The sequence below is a fragment of the Planococcus maritimus genome, from assembly GCF_001687625.2.
GTDB lineage: Bacteria > Bacillota > Bacilli > Bacillales_A > Planococcaceae > Planococcus > Planococcus maritimus.
Genome location: NZ_CP016538.2, coordinates 1,609,131 through 1,630,529, shown reverse-complemented (window position 1 = coordinate 1,630,529; position 21,399 = coordinate 1,609,131). Strand labels below are relative to the sequence as shown.

General features: G+C 34.0%; 21 protein-coding genes. 8 read left to right on the top strand and 13 right to left on the bottom strand.

Annotation, left to right across the window (positions count from 1 at the left end):
- Positions 1-80: 80 nt before the first annotated feature.
- From BBI11_RS16665 to BBI11_RS08165, 4 genes are all read right to left on the bottom strand, one after another.
- Positions 81-209 carry a hypothetical protein gene (locus BBI11_RS16665; RefSeq protein WP_257785574.1) on the bottom strand — a complete coding sequence of 43 codons (129 nt, stop codon included), beginning with the start codon at positions 207-209 and terminating at the stop codon, positions 81-83.
- A gap of 53 nt (positions 210-262) precedes the next feature.
- Positions 263-751 (bottom strand): hypothetical protein, encoded by a 489-nt coding sequence (locus BBI11_RS08175; protein WP_068462238.1) that lies wholly within the window; start codon positions 749-751, stop codon positions 263-265.
- Positions 752-877: 126 nt separating this feature from the next.
- Positions 878-1,084 carry a hypothetical protein gene (locus BBI11_RS16475; RefSeq protein ID WP_167358153.1) on the bottom strand — a complete coding sequence of 69 codons (207 nt, stop codon included), beginning with the start codon at positions 1,082-1,084 and terminating at the stop codon, positions 878-880.
- 533 nt (positions 1,085-1,617) lie between these two features.
- Positions 1,618-2,067, bottom strand: coding sequence for a hypothetical protein (locus BBI11_RS08165; protein ID WP_068462234.1), 450 nt, complete (start codon positions 2,065-2,067; stop codon positions 1,618-1,620).
- Positions 2,068-3,771: 1,704 nt separating this feature from the next.
- On the opposite strand from BBI11_RS08165, the gene BBI11_RS08160 reads away from it, so the two are divergent.
- Entirely contained in the window at positions 3,772-4,617 is an 846-nt protein-coding gene (locus tag BBI11_RS08160) for a GNAT family N-acetyltransferase (protein WP_068462232.1), read from the top strand.
- A gap of 143 nt (positions 4,618-4,760) precedes the next feature.
- On the opposite strand, the gene BBI11_RS08155 is transcribed toward BBI11_RS08160, so the two are convergent.
- Positions 4,761-5,798: a family 20 glycosylhydrolase gene (locus tag BBI11_RS08155; protein WP_068462231.1), complete on the bottom strand. Its 1,038-nt coding sequence runs from the start codon at positions 5,796-5,798 to the stop codon at positions 4,761-4,763.
- Between the two features lie 165 nt (positions 5,799-5,963).
- Here BBI11_RS08155 and pgaC point away from each other — a divergent pair, with 165 nt between their 5' ends.
- The 3 genes from pgaC to BBI11_RS08140 are packed head-to-tail and all read left to right on the top strand — an operon-like array spanning position 5,964 to position 8,492.
- Positions 5,964-7,208: a poly-beta-1,6-N-acetyl-D-glucosamine synthase gene (pgaC, locus tag BBI11_RS08150; protein WP_068462228.1), complete on the top strand. Its 1,245-nt coding sequence runs from the start codon at positions 5,964-5,966 to the stop codon at positions 7,206-7,208.
- A complete protein-coding gene (locus BBI11_RS08145; protein ID WP_167358152.1) occupies positions 7,205-7,639 on the top strand; it encodes a hypothetical protein in 435 nt (144 codons plus the stop codon). Before pgaC ends, BBI11_RS08145 begins: the two co-directional genes overlap by 4 nt.
- Positions 7,623-8,492 (top strand): polysaccharide deacetylase family protein, encoded by an 870-nt coding sequence (locus BBI11_RS08140; RefSeq protein ID WP_068462224.1) that lies wholly within the window; start codon positions 7,623-7,625, stop codon positions 8,490-8,492. Before BBI11_RS08145 ends, BBI11_RS08140 begins: the two co-directional genes overlap by 17 nt.
- A 340-nt stretch (positions 8,493-8,832) precedes the next feature.
- Here the strand turns inward: BBI11_RS08140 and BBI11_RS08135 are convergent, their stop codons facing one another.
- The 4 genes from BBI11_RS08135 to BBI11_RS08120 all read right to left on the bottom strand — a co-directional run bounded on the left by BBI11_RS08135 (position 8,833) and on the right by BBI11_RS08120 (position 12,253).
- On the bottom strand, positions 8,833-9,555 hold the full coding sequence (locus BBI11_RS08135; RefSeq protein ID WP_068462223.1) for a hypothetical protein: 723 nt from the start codon (positions 9,553-9,555) through the stop codon (positions 8,833-8,835).
- 92 nt (positions 9,556-9,647) lie between these two features.
- On the bottom strand, positions 9,648-10,394 hold the full coding sequence (locus BBI11_RS08130; RefSeq protein WP_068462220.1) for a hypothetical protein: 747 nt from the start codon (positions 10,392-10,394) through the stop codon (positions 9,648-9,650).
- Between the two features lie 108 nt (positions 10,395-10,502).
- On the bottom strand, positions 10,503-11,099 hold the full coding sequence (locus BBI11_RS08125) for a hypothetical protein (protein ID WP_068462218.1): 597 nt from the start codon (positions 11,097-11,099) through the stop codon (positions 10,503-10,505).
- Positions 11,100-11,638: 539 nt separating this feature from the next.
- Complete coding sequence (locus BBI11_RS08120) at positions 11,639-12,253, bottom strand: histidine phosphatase family protein (RefSeq protein ID WP_068462216.1); 615 nt, start codon at positions 12,251-12,253, stop codon at positions 11,639-11,641.
- 350 nt (positions 12,254-12,603) lie between these two features.
- Between BBI11_RS08120 and BBI11_RS08115 the strand changes: the two genes are divergently transcribed.
- Positions 12,604-13,221, top strand: coding sequence for a recombinase family protein (locus tag BBI11_RS08115; protein ID WP_068462214.1), 618 nt, complete (start codon positions 12,604-12,606; stop codon positions 13,219-13,221).
- Positions 13,222-13,494: 273 nt separating this feature from the next.
- On the opposite strand, the gene BBI11_RS08110 is transcribed toward BBI11_RS08115, so the two are convergent.
- Positions 13,495-13,905, bottom strand: a complete 411-nt coding sequence (locus BBI11_RS08110) for a hypothetical protein (protein ID WP_068462211.1) — start codon at positions 13,903-13,905, stop codon at positions 13,495-13,497.
- Between BBI11_RS08110 and BBI11_RS08105 the strand changes: the two genes are divergently transcribed.
- A complete protein-coding gene (locus tag BBI11_RS08105; protein WP_208597195.1) occupies positions 13,896-14,630 on the top strand; it encodes a zinc metalloprotease in 735 nt (244 codons plus the stop codon). The two genes, BBI11_RS08110 and BBI11_RS08105, sit on opposite strands and share 10 nt — an antisense overlap.
- Before the next feature lie 17 nt (positions 14,631-14,647).
- Complete coding sequence (locus tag BBI11_RS08100; protein WP_068462208.1) at positions 14,648-15,406, top strand: hypothetical protein; 759 nt, start codon at positions 14,648-14,650, stop codon at positions 15,404-15,406.
- A gap of 374 nt (positions 15,407-15,780) precedes the next feature.
- Here the strand turns inward: BBI11_RS08100 and BBI11_RS08095 are convergent, their stop codons facing one another.
- The 3 genes from BBI11_RS08095 to BBI11_RS08080 are packed head-to-tail and all read right to left on the bottom strand — an operon-like array spanning position 15,781 to position 20,529.
- Positions 15,781-16,524, bottom strand: coding sequence for a TatD family hydrolase (locus BBI11_RS08095; RefSeq protein ID WP_083389040.1), 744 nt, complete (start codon positions 16,522-16,524; stop codon positions 15,781-15,783).
- Positions 16,521-17,948: a Qat anti-phage system QueC-like protein QatC gene (qatC, locus tag BBI11_RS08090; RefSeq protein ID WP_068462206.1), complete on the bottom strand. Its 1,428-nt coding sequence runs from the start codon at positions 17,946-17,948 to the stop codon at positions 16,521-16,523. Before qatC ends, BBI11_RS08095 begins: the two co-directional genes overlap by 4 nt.
- Positions 17,941-20,529 (bottom strand): KAP family P-loop NTPase fold protein, encoded by a 2,589-nt coding sequence (locus tag BBI11_RS08080; protein ID WP_237150334.1) that lies wholly within the window; start codon positions 20,527-20,529, stop codon positions 17,941-17,943. Before BBI11_RS08080 ends, qatC begins: the two co-directional genes overlap by 8 nt.
- 434 nt (positions 20,530-20,963) lie before the next feature.
- On the opposite strand from BBI11_RS08080, the gene aac(6') reads away from it, so the two are divergent.
- Positions 20,964-21,398: an aminoglycoside 6'-N-acetyltransferase gene (gene aac(6'), locus BBI11_RS08070; protein WP_068462202.1), complete on the top strand. Its 435-nt coding sequence runs from the start codon at positions 20,964-20,966 to the stop codon at positions 21,396-21,398.
- The last annotated feature ends 1 nt before the right edge of the window (position 21,399 follow it).

Here is a 21,399-nt window from a genome sequence, read left to right as displayed (position 1 = left end):
AGGAAATCGTTCATAGATGTACTGTGATACAAAAAAAGAAGAAACTCACGCTGGAGTTTCTTCTTTTCAGATGCGGCATTTTATTTCAACTCAATGGCTTGCAGGATCTCCTCCACTTGTTCCAATCCTATACTGTCTTCATCGCCTGTCACCAGGAACGAATAGTTACCTTCTGCAAAATAGCCGGTATAATTTTGACCATTTGTCATCAAAATGGACTTAAGTTGTATTCAAAAATTAGCCAGAATTGGTGTTGAAAAATCTATTCAATCGTTAAAGGAAAAACGTAGTATCCAGTCCCTTGTTCCCAGGTGGCTTTGACTTCATAAACTGTTCTCCCGACTTGTCTATCTAAAATTACGTCAGTTCCCCCCTTAAGAGGGACAGAGCCCAAAACATATACTTCGTAAAAAGTTGGCTTTTCTTCAAATTTCAGTTCAATAGATGTATCCGAATTGACGACAGGAGCTTCCCGATTCCCGATTAAGTCAGAAACAGATATAGCTTCAGCTTCTATACCGGCCATGCCCTTTTCTGCTTCATCGTAATAACTCCAAGAATAGCCATTCAGAGCAGCAACAAATTCTTTGTCATTTACACTTATTTTCAAATTAGGGGGTCTTTGAGATGTATTCTTTGGGCTTTCTGCAGAAGTACGATTGCCTTTTCCATGCTTAATAACTTCCATTTCTTGAGAACAGCCAATGATTATAAAAATAGCCAGCATATATAATAATAAGTTAGTTTTCATTTTCTGACTCCCCCTTATTTCATTTTTAGACGTCAAGTTGAATTAAGGGTTACAGAAAACGGCTGAAGAGAATATTATGTATCATAGATTATACTAGAGACAGTAATCGTTTTAAGGTAATCCAAATTAAAGCATCAGAACTGCTATTTTTAAGGCAACTACTATTTCATCACATAGGAGGATCAAAAGAATGGAGAAAATAGAAAATTCCCGATGGAAAATGAGTATGGCTGGCTTTACTGCATTTATTTTGGCTGCTATTTTCCACTTAATAACGGGGCCTAACTTAACTGCAATACTTGCTTTTTTAACATCTGCAATAGTCTTGTTCATTCTAAATGCTGCCTATATTTTTTATTCAAACAAAAAATCAGAGAACAAATAAATCTAGGTACAGCTTTGCCAACCGATTTATTCATTATTTTGTCTTTCGAAAATCTCCCGCTCTTTTTCACCTTTTTTCTCGGCAAGTAAGATATTTCTATTTTCGCTCACTGAAAAAATCCTTGTCCCTTCATCTAAATAATTTGATACAAGATGTTCCTGCGGAAGAACCTCTGCTGGTACTCTTTTTTTGATTTCTCCAATCTCTAGCTGAACAATATATTTGCCTTGGTTTTCATTGCCACCGGAAACGATTCATTTACTCTTACAATTGCTGCATATGAGGTTTCTTCCCCTACATTAGCTTGCCCAGTACGAACTTTTTGAGATTCAGTAGAGCACCCCGTTAATATGTGTGTAGTGCAAAATAAAAGTACAGAGTTATGAAGCGAAAAAGTACATATCTACTAGCAATACAAATTAAAGTCCTTCCGCAGGATCCTTCTTGATTTTTAAGCCTCTGAAAACCTCGTTCAAACTTGTTACTTTGCTTGGTAACCAACAATTTCTTTTATATATTTGGCATCACTTTCATCAGTTTTATAAAAAGCAATCTGATCCCAACTCTCGCCTGCTCGTCTTCCAATAAGTGCGTCGTCACCTACAAACCATACTTTTGAATCAATTAAACTGACAGAAGCACTTGGATTAGTTAACTCAATGTCCATATCAGGTTTTTCCAAATCAATATTTGGATCATCAATTGCCTTGGCGTTTAAGTAAATCATAATGAAATTATCAATAATAGTTGGATTTTCTATGTCGGTAAAAACTTTTTCGTATATCACATTGCTTGATTTTTCAATGTCCTGATACCCAATTTTTATTTCTTTCATAATCTCTGCCTTACTCATATTGCCGACGATAAAACCTCCGAAAAAAATAAGTCCTATAAGTGCCAAACTAATAAATACTTTCACTGTTTTACTCACTTAAACGCCTCCCTTATGTTGAGGATCTAAAAAAATTAAGCCAGCTCAACTATACCAATTTTATCCATTGAGAACTATATGATAATCAGACTTTAAGATATATTTGATTTTATTTCTGAGATACCAAGTAACTAAACGTGTTCGAAAAATGACTATCCGCAAATGTAAAAGGAGAAAAGATATGCTGCGTACAGCCTCTTTTCTCCTTAAGTATTATTAAGAGCTTCCGATAATCCATCAATATGTAAACTTATATTCAGTTAAAAGTTCTAAAGGTTTCTTCAGCGCAAATTTTTGAAGATCGACTGCTAATTTTCAATCTATCACGTTACCAAAAATATAATGACTGTTTTAGCTAGCCACCACGGTCCTATACTTAACAAGAAACTAAAAATAAGCACAATTATATAAGCAAGAAACGAACCTGAGTACACCCCTGGTGAAGCCCCTTCGCTAAATCCCTAGTGATCTTTTTTTCGGTAAAATATTCCTCCTATTAATATTGCAAGGCCAAGTATGATAGTGACAACCTTCAAAATCAGCAGCCCATCCATTGTTTTCCTCCTCTAGCAATTGTTTTATTCCAGGGTTCTCTCTTGTCTACTATTCTCTTCGCTTTATCGATTATTCCTCAATATAGATTATCTCAAAAAATTGTCACCGAACTGTTCACTTGTTTTCTTTGTCCTCCTTCGCTCTCTTTGTTTTAAATTTTTCTTTAGTTCATAGCCTCTTTATTAGTTATGTAATTCATCGGACTTATACCAAATCCTTTTTAATAAGTTATATATTTTTTATAGCGTTCGTATAAGTACAGTTCTACAGATAAAAAAAGAAGAAACCCGTATCAGAGTTTCTTCGCTTCCGATAAGGGGTCATATGCCCCTTCGGCTCATTCATCTCTGCAATATTGATCTTTTTCAGCTTTAAGATAAAAAAATTTCGCCCTCCGCTTTTTGCTAATATATGTTCTATTTCAGAAAATACCAATATAACCACTTCATTAATACCTTAATATCCCAAATAAAAATAACTTTATATCTACAATTTATTAATATTAAATTTTTTATATAAATGTATAGTTCTAAAATATGTATTTAATTTCAAAAAATATAAATATACCTCATGTTAATGGGTATATAAGTTCTGTGGTACACATCTTTCAATGAACATTAAGGCTCATATTCACCTAATAAAGATCTTTTCAAGTTAAAAGTACGTTGTCCTACTGAAATTGGAAAATGAAAGAATGTGTGAATATCCAGTCTCAGCGGTATGTTTCTTTCGGTAATGCAATAATAAACTTCTTTTGCATTCTTTAGATCCTCCACAACGTTCCAGAACCACGAGAAGAAGGAAAGGACATCACTACAGACAGAGTCCCTTCTGGCAACTTCTTCTTTCAAAATAGAACACCAGAACTCGGCTCAAGTGATCTGCCATCGGTTAGTTTTTACAAAAAAATAAAAAGTGATGCAAAGTAGAAGTGATGGTGCTAGAAACACCTCAGCCAATGATTCTATATTTCGTTATCATTCAGGAGGTTTTCTTTAGAAATACGAGCATTTTAAAGAGTGTAATAGAGAATTAACACAGGATACTTTAAAGAAAGAGTCTTCATAAATAGTATTGAAACAAAAGGCGTTACCGAACGCTGTAATTCAACTAATTAAAATTGATTGAGATTGAAAGGAATTAAAACTAATGACTAAAGCGCTTGAAAAGAAATATATTCCATTAGCAAACTATTTTTCCATGGCAAAAGAACCACTCCTGACGCTACACCTTTCTGAAGTTGAAAAGATTATTGGCCAGAACCTACCTAACAGTGCCTATTTAAATCAAAGTTGGTGGGAAAAGACTAAAGCGCCCTCTAAGTATTTTCATGCTTGGATCGACCACGGCTACAGAGTCAAGGAATTTAAACCAAATCGTTTTGTCAGTTTTGAAAGAATGGATCTTCTGGATAAAAACGGCGGAAATAATGATTATGAAAATAAAGATATTTTGCTTATTCGCCAAGCTAGACATAGCGACGCGCGCTTTCTCGCAGAGTTGCAGAAGCAAATTGAAGGAGAATCGGACTTTCTGTTGTACGGAAAAGAGGAACGAGCACTGTCTACACAAAAAATGAAAAAGCAGATTATTGAGTGGAATCAAAGCGGTCATTCAATCGCCTTTCTTGCTATTTTAAACGGGGAGTATGTCGGTTATTTGATGGCCGTAGGGAATGAGGCCAAGCGAGCTAGTCATCGTGCTGCCTTGCTCCTTGGGATTCAAGCTGATGCACAAGGGAAAGGAATTGCTTCCTCCCTCCTTCAAACAGCAGAAGAATGGGCTGCCACAAACGCCATCACTCGTCTTGAGCTGATTGTTTCAGACGAAAACACTCCAGCTCGGAAGCTTTTTGAGAAAATTGGGTATGAATCGGAAGGTATTCGCAAAAATTCAATAATAACCAATAATAAACTGCGCAATGAAATTTATATGGCCAAGTTTTTAGATTTCAAAAAAAATATAAGGATTTCAAACTCACATCAGGTCCGATGACACGTTTATCATTTTATATCATTACTCAACTCTAGCAGCGTAAACCATCTGCAGTTGCTGTTTTTCCTATAGTCAATGACGAGAGCATTTAGTCAACTGTCATGGTTTAAAAAATCATCAGTTCGACATATCCCAAGGCATGGTTAGTTTTGGCTTATGTTCAAATAGTTTTTTATTAAAGGCAAAATTTGAGCTAATAATTGTTCATCAGTTAGTTCAATGCCGCGCTCAGTCCAGAACGTATATGCAGTACCTTTAAGGGCGTCTTGAGAATTAACTTCGCGATAAGGATTATCTTTGCAACAAAATACAGATGAGTTATGAAACGCCTTTACGTAGTTAATTTGTTCAGTGATAGCTTCTGTATTTATATTGTCGTTACTTGGACTGTACACTAGAGTGTAAAAATTCGAATTGTGAAGTGTTCTATTGTTTGAAATGAAAACCTCGGGGGGCAACATGCTTTCTTGCCAATAGACGATCTCTACATTTGAATTTAATGCATGCAACCCGACTTCGGTCAAAGAATCGTTCCACATTCTCGGCTTGTAGCCGCATTGCTCGACATAGTTAGAAACTATGTTCATAAACCTTATATATTCATCCTGAAAGCTAATTGTTCCTGGTACTTCGTCACCGCCTATTGAGAATATGAGCTGTCCTCTATATTTATCTTGCTTAAACAACGAGGCTATTTCCTCAATCAGGTGTTTGACATGTGTTGCTGCACTGGGATTATCAAAGTAGTCAACTAGATTGTCATCGAAGTCTGACACGATCGATTTATAAAATTTTTTATCGAACCTTTCTTTCACCAGATTCAACCACCCTTTTGAATGGCTTGGAACATCAAAATCGGGAATGATCATCACATCTCTATCGTTTGCATAAGTGATGAGTTCTAAAATTTCGCTTTTAGTAAGGTATTGATCATTCGTTTTCGTCGAAGTCTGACCTAGAATTTCAGAGAATAATCGGTATCCCTCTGCATCTGAAAAATGCAATTGAAGATAATCTCCACCACCTGTTTGAATCTCATCAATTATGCGCATTAAGAACATCAATGAAACGTGACGTCTCGAAGTATCTAATATGACACCGCTGACTAACCGAGAACGAGTGTCTTCTCCATGTAGAAGCTTCGGTAAATGGAAGAGCTCTTTTTTGGTACGGTTCGGCAATATAAAAACCTCCTATCTACAATTGTAGTGACCTTTCAATAAAGGAGTTACTAAAGTGGATACATTTATTTTTTCCAACAACAATTCCGGACGCAAAGAAACCTCGGAAACTTAGTTGGAAACCGAGTATTTTAAATAGAGATATACGAAAGAAGGAAAATTGAAATGAATTTCTTTTCAGGACCATATGGTGTGGTTGCAAGTTTTGTTTTCTGGTATCCATTTCTAATGGCACTTTTTTGGATGGCAGGATCTATTCTGTTTTTAAGAACGAAAGAAAATAAACAAAATGACATCGATATAGATGGATTTGATTGGCCGATGATCAGTATCCTCGTTCCTTGTTACAACGAAGAAGATACGATTATGGAGACAGTAGAAAACCTAACTGGGCTATCCTACCCCAAAAAGGAAATTATCTTAATAAATGATGGCTCAACCGATCAAACCACTTACCTTTTAGAGGAACTATCAAAAAAACACAGTGAAGTAAGAGTAATTCAACTCGAACAAAACCAAGGGAAAGCAAATGCTTTACAAGTTGGCTTGTTTGCTTCTAAAGCTGAGTATTTAGTCTGCGTTGATGCAGATGCTCTTCTAGCAGATACAGCCCCTTACTATATGGTTCATCAATTCTTTGTAAGTGGAGAAAGAGTGGGCGCCGTTACAGGAAGTCCATCCATTCGGAATCGAAATACGCTGTTGAGTCGAATGCAATTGGTTGAATATGCATCTATTATTGGCGCGATCAAGCGCACACAAAGACTATTAGGAAAAGTAATGACGGTATCGGGAGTCGTTGTGACATTTCGTAAAAAAGCATTAGTAGATGTTGGATTGTGGGACCGCGATATGATTACAGAGGATATTGCGGTCAGCTGGAAATTGCAAAAACGATTTTGGGATGTTCGTTATGAACCTCGAGCAATTTGTTGGATGCTTGTACCAGAAACACTTTCTGGTATCTGGCAACAGCGGATTCGTTGGGCGCAAGGAGGACAGGAAGTCGTCTTACGCCACTGGCGCATTCTTTTCAGCTGGAAACAAAGACGACTGTGGCTTATCTTTTTAGAGCAATGTGTCAGTACCATTTGGGCTTTTAGTTGGTTATTTATTACGTTGGTCCTTATTTTTTCGGCTAATACCTTCCAAGATCTCTTATTTTGGTTGACATTAACTTCTTTTTTCCTTGTATTTATCAGCATGATTCAACTATTCATCTCTCTCGTAATTGATTCTAGACACAACGGTGTGATGAAGTACTATTTGTGGGCCGCATGGTATCCAGCTATTTATTGGATGGTAAACACACTAGTAGTCGTTGTTGCTTTGCCAAGGGCCATAAAATCCCGTTATAAAGGAGGTTACGCTGTATGGTCAAGTCCAGATCGAGGTCTAAAGAAATCATGATTATAAGCGGAAATCGCACAAACCTTCGATTTCTTAGCGATCTGCTCATTACGTTATTTTTTTGGGGATATACGATTATCGTAATGATTTTCATTTTATCAGCTACTACTGGAATTAATAATGGTGTAACAAGAACGCTGAACACGACATTCAAAACAACAAACAGCGAAGTTCAAGCAGTCATTTTGTTTGGATTTACTATATTTATTGTGATTTATTTACTGCTATTTACCAATCATCTCTACAATCAAAAACGGTTTGGCCACCTGACCCGTCGTACTTACCCCAAAACGGTAACTGAGCATGATTTACTCTCATTGCAATTAATGAGCGCCGAAAATATTGAAAAACTTCAGAATAACTATATGGTTTTTGAAAGAAATCCAATAATTTCATTAGAAGAGGAAAAACAGCATGAAGAAAGCCATTAAACTAATCATTGTTCTAGCTTTGATATATGCATTTTTTCTGTTTAAAGATGATATTCGAGAAGAAGTATTTACAGTAGATGAGTCCGCAATGTCTTTTCCAGAAGAACTTAAAAAAGAGAGTTGCTTGGGGTTAAACTATCACCGTGTATTAGAAGATACTGTTCCCAATCGAATCAGCAGGTGGCTATTAAACTCTGATGAATTGGTCAAGTACAGCGTATTAACTACAGAGTTTGAAGAACAATTGGCGTCATTAGCTGATGCAGGAGCTGTTTTCTTGTCAGAAGACGAATTACTGCAAGCAAAGGAATCAGGAAACTTCCCTTCAAAATGTGTATGGATTTCTTTTGACGACATCGATAACTCAGTATACCAAAATGCCTTTCCGATTTTGAAAGAAGCAAATGTTCCATTTACCATGTTTGTTATTGCAGGGCGTGTAGGAGATAAAGACTTCAGCAACTTAAAAATGGCTACGTGGGATCAAATAAGGGAAATGGAAAACAGTGGACTTGCCAGCGTTGGATCTCACACGTATAAAATGCATCGATTTGAAAACGAAACCCCTATATTTCTGGTGCCAGAAAATAGGGAGGAATTTAAAAGCGATTTGAAAAAAAGTATTGAAGTTATTGAAAAAGAGCTTGAAATAACTGTACGTAGTTTCGCTTATCCATACGGGGATACTGATGAGTTTACGGCTCAGGCACTACAGGATCAAGGGCTAGAAGCAGGATATATATTAGCACCTCAAACGATAGCAACGACAGATGATAATTTTTACATCAATCGTGTACTAGTTAACGATGCTACACATAGCAAAATCGTTCTCCCTTTCATTGAGAGTCAATAAGGTTCAAAAAAAGACCATCAAAGGGTAGTGCATTTAAAAGTTAAGTTTGAATACTAACTTTTAAATGCACTACCCTTCTTTCTTTTTCACCCTCGTACCACACAAGAAAACATCCTGATCACAGCAAATCTGGCCATTTGACTCGAAATTTTATACTTGGTTTGACTTGAATTGATCATTTCTAATATTAAATTCATAGTGGCTTCCGATAAGGGGTCATATGTTAACTGAGTACCTGATCAGAACTCTCTTCTATTCCATTTACACAAGATATTCTACGCTCTTCATATCAAGGATTTTAATTTCCCTTAAACGATTACCTGACAGAAATTTGAAATTATTATCTATATCGCTCATCGAATTTCTGCCAAATTTCATAACTCTTTTCACTTGAATTATATTTAGTTATTTGTGAATTAAATAGGATCTGAGAAGTACTTGGGTCAATTATTTTTAATACATCGGAACTAAAAGGATCTTTGTGTATTCTGGGCGGATGTTTCATTGACTCGTCTAATCTATTCATTGTTACACCACTAAATCGAATTTGAAAATCTTGTTTAAATTCCTCTATGGAGAATTTACGAATTGGATTATATATTCCTATAATCCCTCTAGGTGTACTGCCATGAATAAGAATAAACTTCCCTGCTATCGCTTGCCATGAGATTGTTTCATCTTTAATAAATTTAATTTCAAATATAGGAACATTAGTTTCTTGAAACATTTCTTTATTTACGATAATTATAGGATCGAGCGCTACCTTTTGAATCATGGAAAATAGTCTACTACGTTTATAAATCTCATAATGACAAACGTTATTATTATCTATCTCAAGCACCTTACTCATTTGTTCATTGCTAATGCCACAGTAGCCATGATTAGATTCGTAATCTATATCTATTAATTTCGCAAAAGGATTTTCAATTAATTTTTCATCTTCAAATTGAATGATATCATTTAATATATTATTTCCAGAAGTCATATTTATTTTATCTGCAACATGCGCCTCCAGGTTTTCCTTAGTAAAATCAAATAGTAAAGCCTTAATCGTATCTTTCATATTGAAAACCTCCATCTATACATTTGAAAACCTAAGCCACTAGAAAAAAGTAGTCATAAACACTAGTGATAAGTATTTTTTATTTACATTTCTTATTGGTTTTTCATATTGGTTAACTCTTGAAGCATTTCTTTACCACGAATTTCAATGGAACAGTTTATTTTCTTGATTACTTCAAGAATCTGTACTGTATTAAAATTTGATGGCAACTTTTTATTGTTCATTGCATGTCCATCCCAGTACATTTGAATTTCACTATTATCTAGATATGCTCCTATGTATTTAAACTTTTGGCAATGCTGCAGAAAAGTATCTTCACTAAACTCTTTTAAAAAGTATTCTAGCGTTATATCCCAATAATCATCAAATAATGTATTTCGTTTAGTATTGAAGCCTTTCGGAACTAATGTAAAATTTCCGATTGAATGTGTTAACGCTGCGAATTTTTGTACTTCTTTATGTTCATTTATTTCCTTGTAATAATCATATTCGTTCAATAACCATTTATATCTTAACTTATAACTGGAAATACCACTTGATTTCCAATATGAATTACCCTGTTCAATATCATAAGCCAATAATAGTAGACGATAAATACGATAAAATGAATTCATAGTATCAGAATCATAATTTGCAAGCTGTTCATCAGAAAGCCTCCATATTTTTTTATATAAGCTTCTAGCTAACTCACTTCTATCACAGTCAAAAGAAGAACCACTAATCTTATATTTTAAAAACTTCTTAACTGGATTTTCCTCGTGCTTGACTTCTTCTTTAGGAGATTCATTTTTAAAATCATACTGGTAATTATTATTTGCTATAAATAGCGGAATATTCATGTCATTCCTTCTTTCAAATTTATTTTTGTTGTGTTTTATTTCGATATTATCTTGATAAGTTATATAGTATCAAATAGTGGAGACATCATTGACTCCCACTTTTTGTGACTATTTTTTCTTATCAAATTGTGTGATGTAATAAATAAAGTTTGTAATATTTAGCGCATATTGCATTTCACCAGTATTATTCTGACTAATTATGATTGGATTCTCACCGTCAACATAACAATTTAAACGTTGTTCTATCTTTCCCTTACTGAGTGGTAACGTATTGTTATGGTTGGCACTTTGTACAATTTGCTCCGCTGTCCAATATTCATAAGGATTTGCAAGTATGATCGTAAAGCAAATTTTGTCATTTGGCTTAAACATTAAATTACTACTTAACAGCATTAACCTATATAATTTTTCCGTATCAATAAAAAGCGGCGTGTCCTTTTTAAAAAGAGTGTACAATTTTTTTATTGTTTCATGATTTGTTCTTCGAGAGGAACTCTCGATTTTTTTTATAAATTCTTTCTCATTCAAAAATCCCTTTTCGTACATATATTCTAAGAGTCTTGTTTTATTCTTAAAGCCTCTGCCATTAAACCCCCGTTGTTCTCCTTCATTTACCAGACTCTTCTTTTCTTCCTCATTGATTAAATAATGTATTGTATTTTCCATCAATTCACTGTAAATAAAATCAAAATTAAGTAAAATCATATTCATTCCACCTGTCTGGTCTCATTATAAGTATCTTGTTTAGGTCAATTCGTTTTATTTTAACTATATTAGAAACGGGTTCTATATTCATTCATTTGACGAAAACTAAATTAGTATTTTTAATAATTAGGTGTTCGAAAAATCACACTTATACGGGCAAAAGGGAAAAGCAATGCTGATCAGCACTGCCTTTCCCTTTTGGATTTTGCGATTAGTATTACTGCAGCTTCCGATAAATTCATGATATGTAAACTTTAATGTTCTATATGGAATTCTCCAAGAGGATTATTTAAAAAACACTTCTATAATCGATACTTCTAGTCTTAAAGTAAAACTTTAATATACTTGGTAAAATTGTTCTACAAACTGAACAGTTCTTTATTATCTTCAACCATAAGGGCTGCTGTTCATTTCGACGCCTGCTATCTTTATAGAAGTCGTTCTCAAATCAAAATAACAGACCGAGAAAAAGAAATTCTTTTTCTCCTATTTGCTCTTGGTTAAGAAATGCTGTCTCTACTTAATTGTGAGAGTTAGTTTTATTGAATATGTGAAATATCTCCCAACATAACTTTCTTAAAGCCAGTGCCATCATAATTTACAATTGACAGACTTGTTCCATGAATTTCCGGAGGATCCCACATTTTTTCTGTGGTTATGTTCCAAAATAATGTCATAAGCGCTTTAATTACAATACCATGTGTAACAATTAATATTTTCCCGGTTGGATGATTTAAGGTTATTTGTTTCATTGCTTCGCCTAGGCGTTTTTTAAAGATTTCGAACGTCTCTGCATTATGGCCTTGTGAATTATATAAGTGGGGTTTATTCCAAAAGTTTTCATATTCCTTTTTGAAATCTATCTCAATTTCTTCTTGAGTTTTTCCTTCCCAATCTCCAAAAGAGATTTCTTTGAAATCATCAATAATCAATAGAGGTGTCGTTTTCTCGGCTTTAATAAGCTTTGCTGTTTCCAAAGCTCTTTTGCTCGGGCTCGAGTAGATAATTTCAAATTCCGTATCCGCTAATCGCCTGCCTAGTTGCACAGCATTTTCTATACCCTCAGGTGTCAACTCAGAGTTTTTCCATCCTTGCAGGCGATTTTCCATATTCCATTCAGTTGCCCCATGACGAGTAATATAAATTTCTAGCATCGTATTCTCCTTTGAGTGCGTCTTGAATTTTTAGTTTAATATGCCCAATAGGCTTAATCATTATATCATTACATCTTGATAAGGAAGAATGAATTAAGTAGGTAATTTTTAGGTTGATAACAATATTAAATTACACATTTTGAAGAATTAATATAATCTACAATATTTCACATTGAATAACCGTTCGTAAAAGTACACTTTTACGAACGCTTTCAAAAGGGCTTAAAACGGTCGAAAAGAGTGTTCGTAAACGTGTCAAATGACTTTACGAACGTTCGCTCAATTGCATACACTTTTACGAACGGTTTTCAGGTATAATGAGAGGAAACAATCGTTTATAGAGGTGAATTATGGAACATCGCAAATTTGGCTACATACGTGTCAGCAGCAAAGACCAAAATGAAGGCCGTCAATTGGAAGCCATGAGAAAAATCGGCATCAATGAACGGGATATTTATCTGGACAAGCAAAGTGGCAAAAATTTTGAACGAGCGAACTACCAATTGCTCAAAAGGGTTATTCGAAAAGGAGACATTTTGTATATCCATTCGCTGGATCGGTTCGGAAGGAATAAAGAAGAAATCCTTCAGGAGTGGAATGACCTCACGAAAAATATTGAAGCTGATATTGTGGTGCTGGATATGCCCCTATTGGATACGACCCAGTATAAAGATAGTATGGGGACATTTATTGCGGACTTGGTTTTGCAAATTCTTTCGTGGATGGCAGAAGAGGAACGGGAACGCATCCGGAAACGGCAGCGTGAAGGAATCGACTTAGCGCTTCAAAATGGTATTCAGTTTGGCAGACCGACCGTTTTTATTTCAGAGGAATTCAAAGAGGTTTATAGAAAATGGAAAGCCAAAGAATTAACAGCAGTTCAGGCTATGCAAGAAGCCGGAGTTAAAAAGACCAGTTTTTACAAATTGGTAAAAGCGCTCGAAGAAGAGATAGTTAACACATTATAATAGAAAAAAATTTCAAACGCCTCCTTTTCTTTGATTGAAAAAGGAGGTGTTTTTTTCTGTAAAGGAAACCTAACATCTACATTAATTGAGAGGTTAAGAGTGAACAATGAGATTTTAGGTGCAAGTTAACACTTGAAATCAATGCACAATAACACTTGAATTTACAATTTCTCCTTGATTCAACAAAATAAGACGTTCGCAAGGTGGTTATCCATTTTTGCGAACGTCTTATTTTGTTAATTCGTTCTTTTACGAATGCTTTTATTCATTCGTTCACTCAATTAGCATGAGAGGAGATTTTGTCGTATATAGCAAGTCCTTTTCTAAATCAATTAAAGAGCTCTGTTCTCTTTCTTCATCTGCTGGGTAATACCCTAACGTTAGTATAAGATTATCATTTTGAATAAATCTTACTTTATACATAGGTAAACTAATATTGCTAGTTTTTAAGCTACTTACTTTTGCGCCTTCTATTTCTTTTATAATTTCTTCTATTTCTTTTTGATTTGTTATTTTTTTAATCACTTCGCCTTGACCACTTTGATAAACCTCTGGTGAAGGAGACACTTCCCCTAGGTCTATCACTTCAATCTGTGTAATATCTTCGTTTAATGTAAATGATTCGCTTTGGCATCCCATTAGTACTAATACCAACAAGCTACATAGTATATACCATGGTTTCAACAGATTCACCTCCTGAATACATTAAATATAATATAAATACAGAATTTATAAATAGTATAAAAGTCCTTGTTTCAAAAAATAAAAAGTTTCTATTTACTTATTTTAAGAATAGTTTTATAATTCTAATGCAAATAATAAATGGGAGGTTTTGTAATATGTGTAATTGGATAGGTAAAATTTTTTTAGTTAGGATATTTCTAATTGTTTTAGTTACTCTCTCTGTATTTTCTACTTCTGCAAGTGCTGACTATCATTCCGGAACAACGTCAACTGGAGGACATGCTAAAGTTAATTATTCAAGTTCTGTAGCTACCTATGGCTATACAACAATTTATAACAATGCTATTAATCGGTGGAATGGCATTTCTACTAAAGTAAGCGTAAAAAAGGCGAGTGCTTCTTACACTACTGATACTTACTATGTTGGCACTACTAGCGTCGCTGATCGAACAGGATTTATGCAGCCAATGGGTACAAGAGGAAGTGTTTGCCTCGATTGTACATGGACTTATACAAGGATTTATCTATATGACAATAATATGGATAAATTCGATTACACTAGCACAAATCGCACGGCAACTGCTGTTCATGAAATTGGCCATAGCTTAAAACTTGATCATACTCCTTCATCAGGTTCAACCTCTATTATGAAGCAAGGAAGGACGACCAATACGTATCCAACGATATATGACAAAGGACAGTTAAAGGCTAAATGGGGCAATTAAGAAGGAGGAATCATAACATGATAAAAAAATGGAAGAAAACAAAAATTATTCTAAGTATGGTGCTTATAACATCGATCGTGGCAGCTTTTTCTTTTGCAAAAGAGGATCAGATCTTAAAACGCATTTCTGTTCACGGTGACATGATTTCATATGAGGAAATGAAAGATTTAGAAGGTATGGCAGACCTAGTAGTAATTGGAGAACCAACAGCCGATTTCATCAATCGAGATCATATTATTAAAACTGGTGAAGACGAGTCCATTGAAGATTTTTACTCTAATACGGAAATTAAGATACACGAAGTTCTTCTAAATAATGATCAAAGTAACTATCATTCAGGTGATCTCTTATCCATCATTGAACCTTCTAGTGTTATAGAAGAAGAACGAGAAAGCTTTGAATTTGTGATGGATGAATATACGAGTGTAAATAAAGAAGCAGGCTACATATTTTTCTTAAAGAAAAATACGTTTGGTGAGTACAGCTTAATTGGAAATCAACTCGGGAAATTTAATATTGATGGAAATGACCATAGAGATTTAGCCATCAATTCAGAATCTTTGAGCGATCCAGAAGACATTTTATTATTAGAAGAAACATTTGATGTTGAAAAATTAGATGAAGAGTTTGACAACTTGCTAAAAAACACACAAGATGGGATGCACACGGAATCTGAACAACATGAAGAACTTCAACACAGTGCTGAGAAAAAGTTGAGTTTTTATGTAGAAATAACTGAAAAATATGACGAATCCATTGACAATTATGCAAATTAAATAAAATTTTTATCTATATTCTAAAGGCTTTGTATAGTTAACTATACAAAGCTTTTAGTTTTACAATTTTTTTCGCGTAGAATATAGAAGAATTTTTTCAAACGACTCCTTTTCTTTGAATGAAAAAGGGTTTTTCTTCTGTAAGGGTAACCTAACATCTACATTACTTGAGGGTTTAAGAGTGAACAACGAGATGTTAAATGCAAGTTAACACTTGAAATCAATGCATAATGACGCTTGAATTTACAGCAGGTTTTCACCCTCTTACAGATCCCTTCAAAAACCATCGTTTTTGATAGGGGTATTCTATTAAAAGATCTTATAATAATTCGGTATCTGCGGAATAAAAAAGTCTCACAAAAAATTTGATAAAACTAGGAAGTAAAGGAATTTTTTTGCTTCAGCAATAGATCCATCAAGTTTTTATAAATTAACTCCTCAAACTTTTCTATATTTAGTTTCCTCGAGAATTCAGAATAAATTTCAGCTAAGTTGTATGAATTTCCTTTCATACTTGTTTTAGCAAAGGGCGCGTCTGTTTCTAATAAAAGTCTATCTAAAGGTAAAGACTTAACAATGTCATAACCTTTTTTTGAAACTAACATAGAATAGTTCACTGAAAAATAATAACCTTGATCTATAATGTCGTATGCAATTTTCTTATTTCCAGAAAACCAATGAAATACTGCGTATTCAACCTTATTGTCTTTTAAAATCTCTAACACGTCTTCTTCGGCACCGCGGGAATGAATAGACATTATTTTCTTTGTTTGTGCAGACTTAGAACAAATGTAGTCGAACGCCTTTTGTTGTTCTATCTTAGAATGGACAAAACCCTTAGAGTAGTCTAATCCTACTTCACCGACATACTTTGTTAGAGGAAGCAATTCATCAAATAGGTCTTGATTAAATTTGTATTTTCCAGCCAACTGAGGGTTATAACCTAAGCTTAGTTTAACGTATTTACTATATGCAAACTCATTATTACATTTCCGAAAAATCTCTGGCAAGTTAGTAACAAACAAAGCGTAGATTTTATTGTTTTCAAAGGAATTATAGAACTGTTGATAATTTTTAAAGTAATCTATATGGATATGCATATCAGATAAGTTACTCATTTTATTATGACTTCCTCTAAACCTGCATATTCCATTAACCCTTTGTCATTGCTCTCCACCATCTTAAGTAATTCTTCCATGGATTGACGATATACCCTTTCATACCCATCCAATTCTTCACTTGTCAAAGGGCCTTGTTTTAGTAAAAGACTTCTAATGTACTCTCGATCTTCTTTATGATTAACATACCTTTTTAAGCTAAAAAGAACGGCTTTCAAATCACTAGCTCTCCCTTGAAGATTATTATGATTTAAAATAAAGTCTCTGCTCAATTCATATAAAGGATTGTAACACGTTCTATCTTCTCCTATTTTTGCGAAAGATGCCTTTCTAATTAGGCAGGGATAACAATAACCGCAATTGCAAGGTGTCTGAACTCTTGCACTCTTCTTTTTATCGTAACGTGACAGACAGGGATGTGAGCAAGATAAAGTTTGATGTGCATATTTTTTAAAAACGATATTTTCTTGGTGTTCTTCTAATATTTCTCCCTTTGATTTATTCCAATAAAAGTTTGAAACTCTATTTTCAATGCCGACTTTTTCAAAAATCTTATTTAACTTGCTTATAAAAAGAGGATGTGTAGTTCTAGTACTGCAGCTTCCTGCTCTACTATCAGTAAGGGGAACGTTCACGCCGATGAAACCGTTCTCAGGAATATATACTGGTGTCTTCTTTCCTATAATTGACGCCGCAGAAATTGCACCTGCTATGAATAACAAAGATCTACTTCTACTAGTACTTTCAACAGAAAGTTTTATTGACTCTTCCCCCTTCTGAACCGGGGCTAATGGATTTACATTAAATAGAAGCAATTCATTATTTAAATCAGGATATTCATTATTTATCGAATTAAATAAATCTGTTTGTCGCTTCTTTAAAAGGCTGTATTCTCTAAAACCAAGATACAAAGTATTATTTTCTTCTTCAGAAAGTGTTAGCGCACCGCAAAAAGAATCCAATCCTCCAGAAAACAAACTAACTGAATCGTACTTGTCCTTAGAAATCAGATTTTGCGAATTCAGTTTATCAGTTCTGAACCTTGTACTACTATGTCGAAATTCGAAAGTCCAATCATCCCCACTTAAAAATCCGATTGTATACTCAAGTTCTTTTTTAACAGAATCCCATTTTTCTAGTTCAAATACAGGTATTGATAATTTCATTTTTCTTGTCCAATTGTCTGAAAAGTTTTTTCGTGGAATTCTTTTATCGGCGCAAAAAATACTTGCAGCAATTATGAGGAAATCTTCATTAATAAGCGATAAACTTTCTTCACCAAACCTTCTCCACAGTTGTTCCATATCAGTTTTAACATTTGATTTATTCTTTTTATCGTATAAGTTAAATAGAAGAAACTGCTCTTTTGGAGAGTCGTTTGTACTAAAATCATTTGTGTTTTTATTAATCCATATATTAATCACCTAATTCACTCCAAGCAGAAAGAATTTCTAGGGAATTTCTATACGTGTCATTTAATATTACATTTCCTTCTTGTCCGTTCCAGTCTATATCTTGAATTTTTTTTAATGAGTATTTCTTTTCGATTGAATTTCTAATATGTGTTTTGATACTTTTTTCAGCCACCTCATATTTATTTAGGTTATCAAATAAGCCTAAAAGTTTTTCCGTGAAATTAGAAAAGAAACAATTTTGTATAAATTTAATTATAAACTCTCTAATAAAATCTGCTGTATCTATATTTTTCAATATTTCTTCGTATTCATTAACTTCATTTACTCCTGTAAAGATTTCTCTCAAAAGCTCATTCATACTTTGACTAGAGATGTTTTCGTAAAATTCATTTCCGCCATCACTAAAATATTTCAGGAGTCCTTTTCGCAGATTATCGGGATTCTCATTTTTTAGAAAGGATAAACCAAATCTATCCAAAGTTTCAGAGAACCCGTATCTCTTCACAGAATTAATAAAACTAATTGCTTTACCACTTGATTGTATAGCCTTTCCTGTATTAGAACCTACACTAGTAGAGTTGTTTAAAGCTTTTGCGAAGCTAGATATAGCCTTGTTTATTGAATCAGAAGAGAGGTTGTCTCTCACCATTTTCGTTACTTCTCGTTTTACATCCGGCCATAAGTATCCTGTTGGCGGTAAATAACCTTTTGATGTTCCCACTTTATCCCCCACTACATCCCAAAGTTTCTTATCTACTTTTTTCTCTTCAATATAATGTTTTCTTAATTTCTGAAACGAATCCTCATCAAGCTGATTGAGGGTGATAATTATAGGCACGGTTACATCTTTTGAGCTAATCCTTTTAAATTCTTCAAAGATTTTTGATTTATACTGGGGAAGGATTTTATAGAATTCAATTAATGTGTCTATTTGCTTGATATCTTGGTGGTATCTCTCTAATACACCTTTAAAAATTTCATTTCTTGATACTTCATCCATCTCATGCATTTTCTCGATTTTCTTTCTCCTTAATGCTATGTGTGTTTCAAGGTTACATATTTGATTAATATACTTTCTTTCTTCCTGATTTAAGTTAGTAGAGAATAGTCTTTTATCTGAAACTGAATCTTTTGCTAAATAAAAATAAGGTGAAAGATCAACATCAGCTAACTTTGGCTCAGTTCCGAACCATCTTTTCACCTTTTCTCCCGACCATGCTGTATTTTTTGTTATCTTGTCGAGTTTAAAAATTTCACTCTCTTCTTCTTTCAACATCTCTTCTTCAAGAATTTTTAACTGTAATGGCGTTCCACTATGTTCGAATTGCCATTGAAATAATTCTTTAAATAGGTCACCATCAAAATATTCTAATACCATTAATTTAGCTAGTATCGATAAATTAAAGTCTATTTTTTGAATTTCCGCTAGCCTCTTACGGATGTAAAAAGTATTTAAAAATCTCTTAGTTTGACGTGGATTTCCTTTTAATGAGGAGGCAACAATACTACCTATGCTATTAAATATATTCATTTGTTGTTCGAAATTTTCTTGAGTCGTACCTCTTCTAAATTTTGAACCTTTCACTTTTACTTGATCTTCCACTATAGTCAATATCTCTGAACCAGAAATTATTTCTCCTTTAACAAATACACCTTTCTCCTTAAGTATTTCAATCAGTTGATTTAACGAGTCTGCTTCCAAAAACATTTCTGCAACAAGCAGCAACATATAGTTTTTGACATCACTTTCTGCTAATTCCGCAATCCTGATAGGAAGTTGAACAATTTTTTCTATGTAATCAACTGAAACATCTATGCCTTCATTGTCTAACTGAGGATACTTTCTTTTTATAGAATAAGAAACTATATTTTCATCCATCGCAATTATAAAGGTCGTTCTTGGTACTGATAGAAATAACTTTATTGCTTCAAGTGTTTCGACAATTCTATCTGGGTTACATCTATCCAAATCATCTATTAGAATAACCAGATTATCTACGGAAGATTCTTCAATTAAGGTATTAAAATCTTCGCGGAACCCTCTAATATTTTCAACAACATTTTCTTTGGGATTTGTTTTCATGTATTCATCTGTCAATTTTCTAGATTTTTCAATCTGTTCTTGAACTTTTTCTGGACTCTCGAAATCCGTTGCATTAGGCAGCATTATAAAGGGAGGTAATCCTGTCATTCCACTAATAGCCAATGGAACGCCTTGTTTTAAAGCTGTTTTTCCTATGCCCATCCAATTAACTCTTGCCATTAAACCTTTGATTCTATCTGTTGAACCTTCAAAAAATGTTTGATTTTCCTTCATACTTTGTAATATTGCTTCCATTAAAGCAGTCTTTGCATCCTCATAACCTTCAAACATCCAGGCATTTACTTTAACTACTGCAATTTTTTTATCTACTTGAGTAGCACTCTGTTCTTCTATTAAATTTAGTAAAGTCGATTTGCCACTCCCCCAATTGCCGAACAACCCTATAGTTAATGGGTTCATTCGCTCGCTAATAGCAATCTCAGTAATTAAATCCGCATATGGTCGATACGCAAGCATATCAATTTTAGAAGCATCATCAGCCCACATAAATATCTCACCTCAATTTATAAAATAATGAAATTATTCCGTTAAATAATCTCTACTTCATTATTGTGCCTTTAAAATCATAAAATTTCAAATTTTTCTATATAACGTGATTTTAGTAAAGATAATCCTCTAATTTCTATACTTAGATGGTATATTTATAGAAAGACAAGGAGGAAGTTAATTGGATCATAAACATTTTATTATTGTTCGATGCGTAACAACAATATTGATACTTTTATCAATGATCTTGCCATACTTCGGAATAATAAAGCACAGCTCAACTCCAACCATTATCCTCATAACATTTTTCGTTTTCCACCTCCTTGAAACTAAGTATGAACACAATTTGGACAGAGGTTTAAAGAAATAGCTTGAGGGTACCTCTCAAAAACTAGAGTTCAAAATAAACTAAATGCCAAACAGGAGGTTTTTCTATGCTGAAATCTGCAACATTACAGGAAGCAGCGGAGGCTGCAAAGCTCGCTTTATTACTTTGGCCAGATCACACACTAGAGGAATTTGTTCAAGAGATGAGACAACTGATTCTTCAGGACGACTCCAATGTTTTCCTAGCCTATCAAAATAACGAAGCAATTGGATTTGCTCAATGTCAGTTACGGTATGATTATGTTGAAGGGACCAGTTCGAGTCCTGTTGGTTATTTAGAGGGACTTTTCGTCAAAAAGGAATTTCGCAAGCAGGGCTTTGCAAAAAAACTCGTGGATGATTGTGAGAACTGGTCCAAGGAAAAAGGATGTCGTGAATTTGCCAGTGACTGTGAATTGGAAAATGAGCAAAGCCTGGCGATGCATTTGAAATTGGGATTTGTTGAAGCTAATCGTATTATTTGTTTCAAAAAAGAATTGTGAA

What these genes read in the sequence shown, in the direction of transcription:
- BBI11_RS08175 (WP_068462238.1), bottom strand. Translation starts at nt 751, where the DNA reads ATGAAAACTAACTTATTATTATATATGCTGGCTATTTTTATAATCATT.
- BBI11_RS16475 (WP_167358153.1), bottom strand. Translation starts at nt 1,084, where the DNA reads ATGAACAAGACTATTGCAGATGTTAAAAAAGCAAGTATTGCAGTTAAG.
- BBI11_RS16665 (WP_257785574.1), bottom strand. Translation starts at nt 209, where the DNA reads ATGACAAATGGTCAAAATTATACCGGCTATTTTGCAGAAGGTAACTAT.
- BBI11_RS08080 (WP_237150334.1), bottom strand. Translation starts at nt 20,529, where the DNA reads ATGTGGGCTGATGATGCTTCTAAAATTGATATGCTTGCGTATCGACCA.
- BBI11_RS08100 (WP_068462208.1), top strand. Translation starts at nt 14,648, where the DNA reads ATGATAAAAAAATGGAAGAAAACAAAAATTATTCTAAGTATGGTGCTT.
- BBI11_RS08105 (WP_208597195.1), top strand. Translation starts at nt 13,896, where the DNA reads ATGGTTTCAACAGATTCACCTCCTGAATACATTAAATATAATATAAAT.
- BBI11_RS08125 (WP_068462218.1), bottom strand. Translation starts at nt 11,099, where the DNA reads ATGATTTTACTTAATTTTGATTTTATTTACAGTGAATTGATGGAAAAT.
- BBI11_RS08115 (WP_068462214.1), top strand. Translation starts at nt 12,604, where the DNA reads ATGGAACATCGCAAATTTGGCTACATACGTGTCAGCAGCAAAGACCAA.
- BBI11_RS08135 (WP_068462223.1), bottom strand. Translation starts at nt 9,555, where the DNA reads ATGAAAGATACGATTAAGGCTTTACTATTTGATTTTACTAAGGAAAAC.
- BBI11_RS08145 (WP_167358152.1), top strand. Translation starts at nt 7,205, where the DNA reads ATGATTATAAGCGGAAATCGCACAAACCTTCGATTTCTTAGCGATCTG.
- BBI11_RS08130 (WP_068462220.1), bottom strand. Translation starts at nt 10,394, where the DNA reads ATGAATATTCCGCTATTTATAGCAAATAATAATTACCAGTATGATTTT.
- BBI11_RS08140 (WP_068462224.1), top strand. Translation starts at nt 7,623, where the DNA reads ATGAAGAAAGCCATTAAACTAATCATTGTTCTAGCTTTGATATATGCA.
- pgaC (WP_068462228.1), top strand. Translation starts at nt 5,964, where the DNA reads ATGAATTTCTTTTCAGGACCATATGGTGTGGTTGCAAGTTTTGTTTTC.
- BBI11_RS08160 (WP_068462232.1), top strand. Translation starts at nt 3,772, where the DNA reads ATGACTAAAGCGCTTGAAAAGAAATATATTCCATTAGCAAACTATTTT.
- BBI11_RS08120 (WP_068462216.1), bottom strand. Translation starts at nt 12,253, where the DNA reads ATGCTAGAAATTTATATTACTCGTCATGGGGCAACTGAATGGAATATG.
- BBI11_RS08095 (WP_083389040.1), bottom strand. Translation starts at nt 16,524, where the DNA reads ATGAGTAACTTATCTGATATGCATATCCATATAGATTACTTTAAAAAT.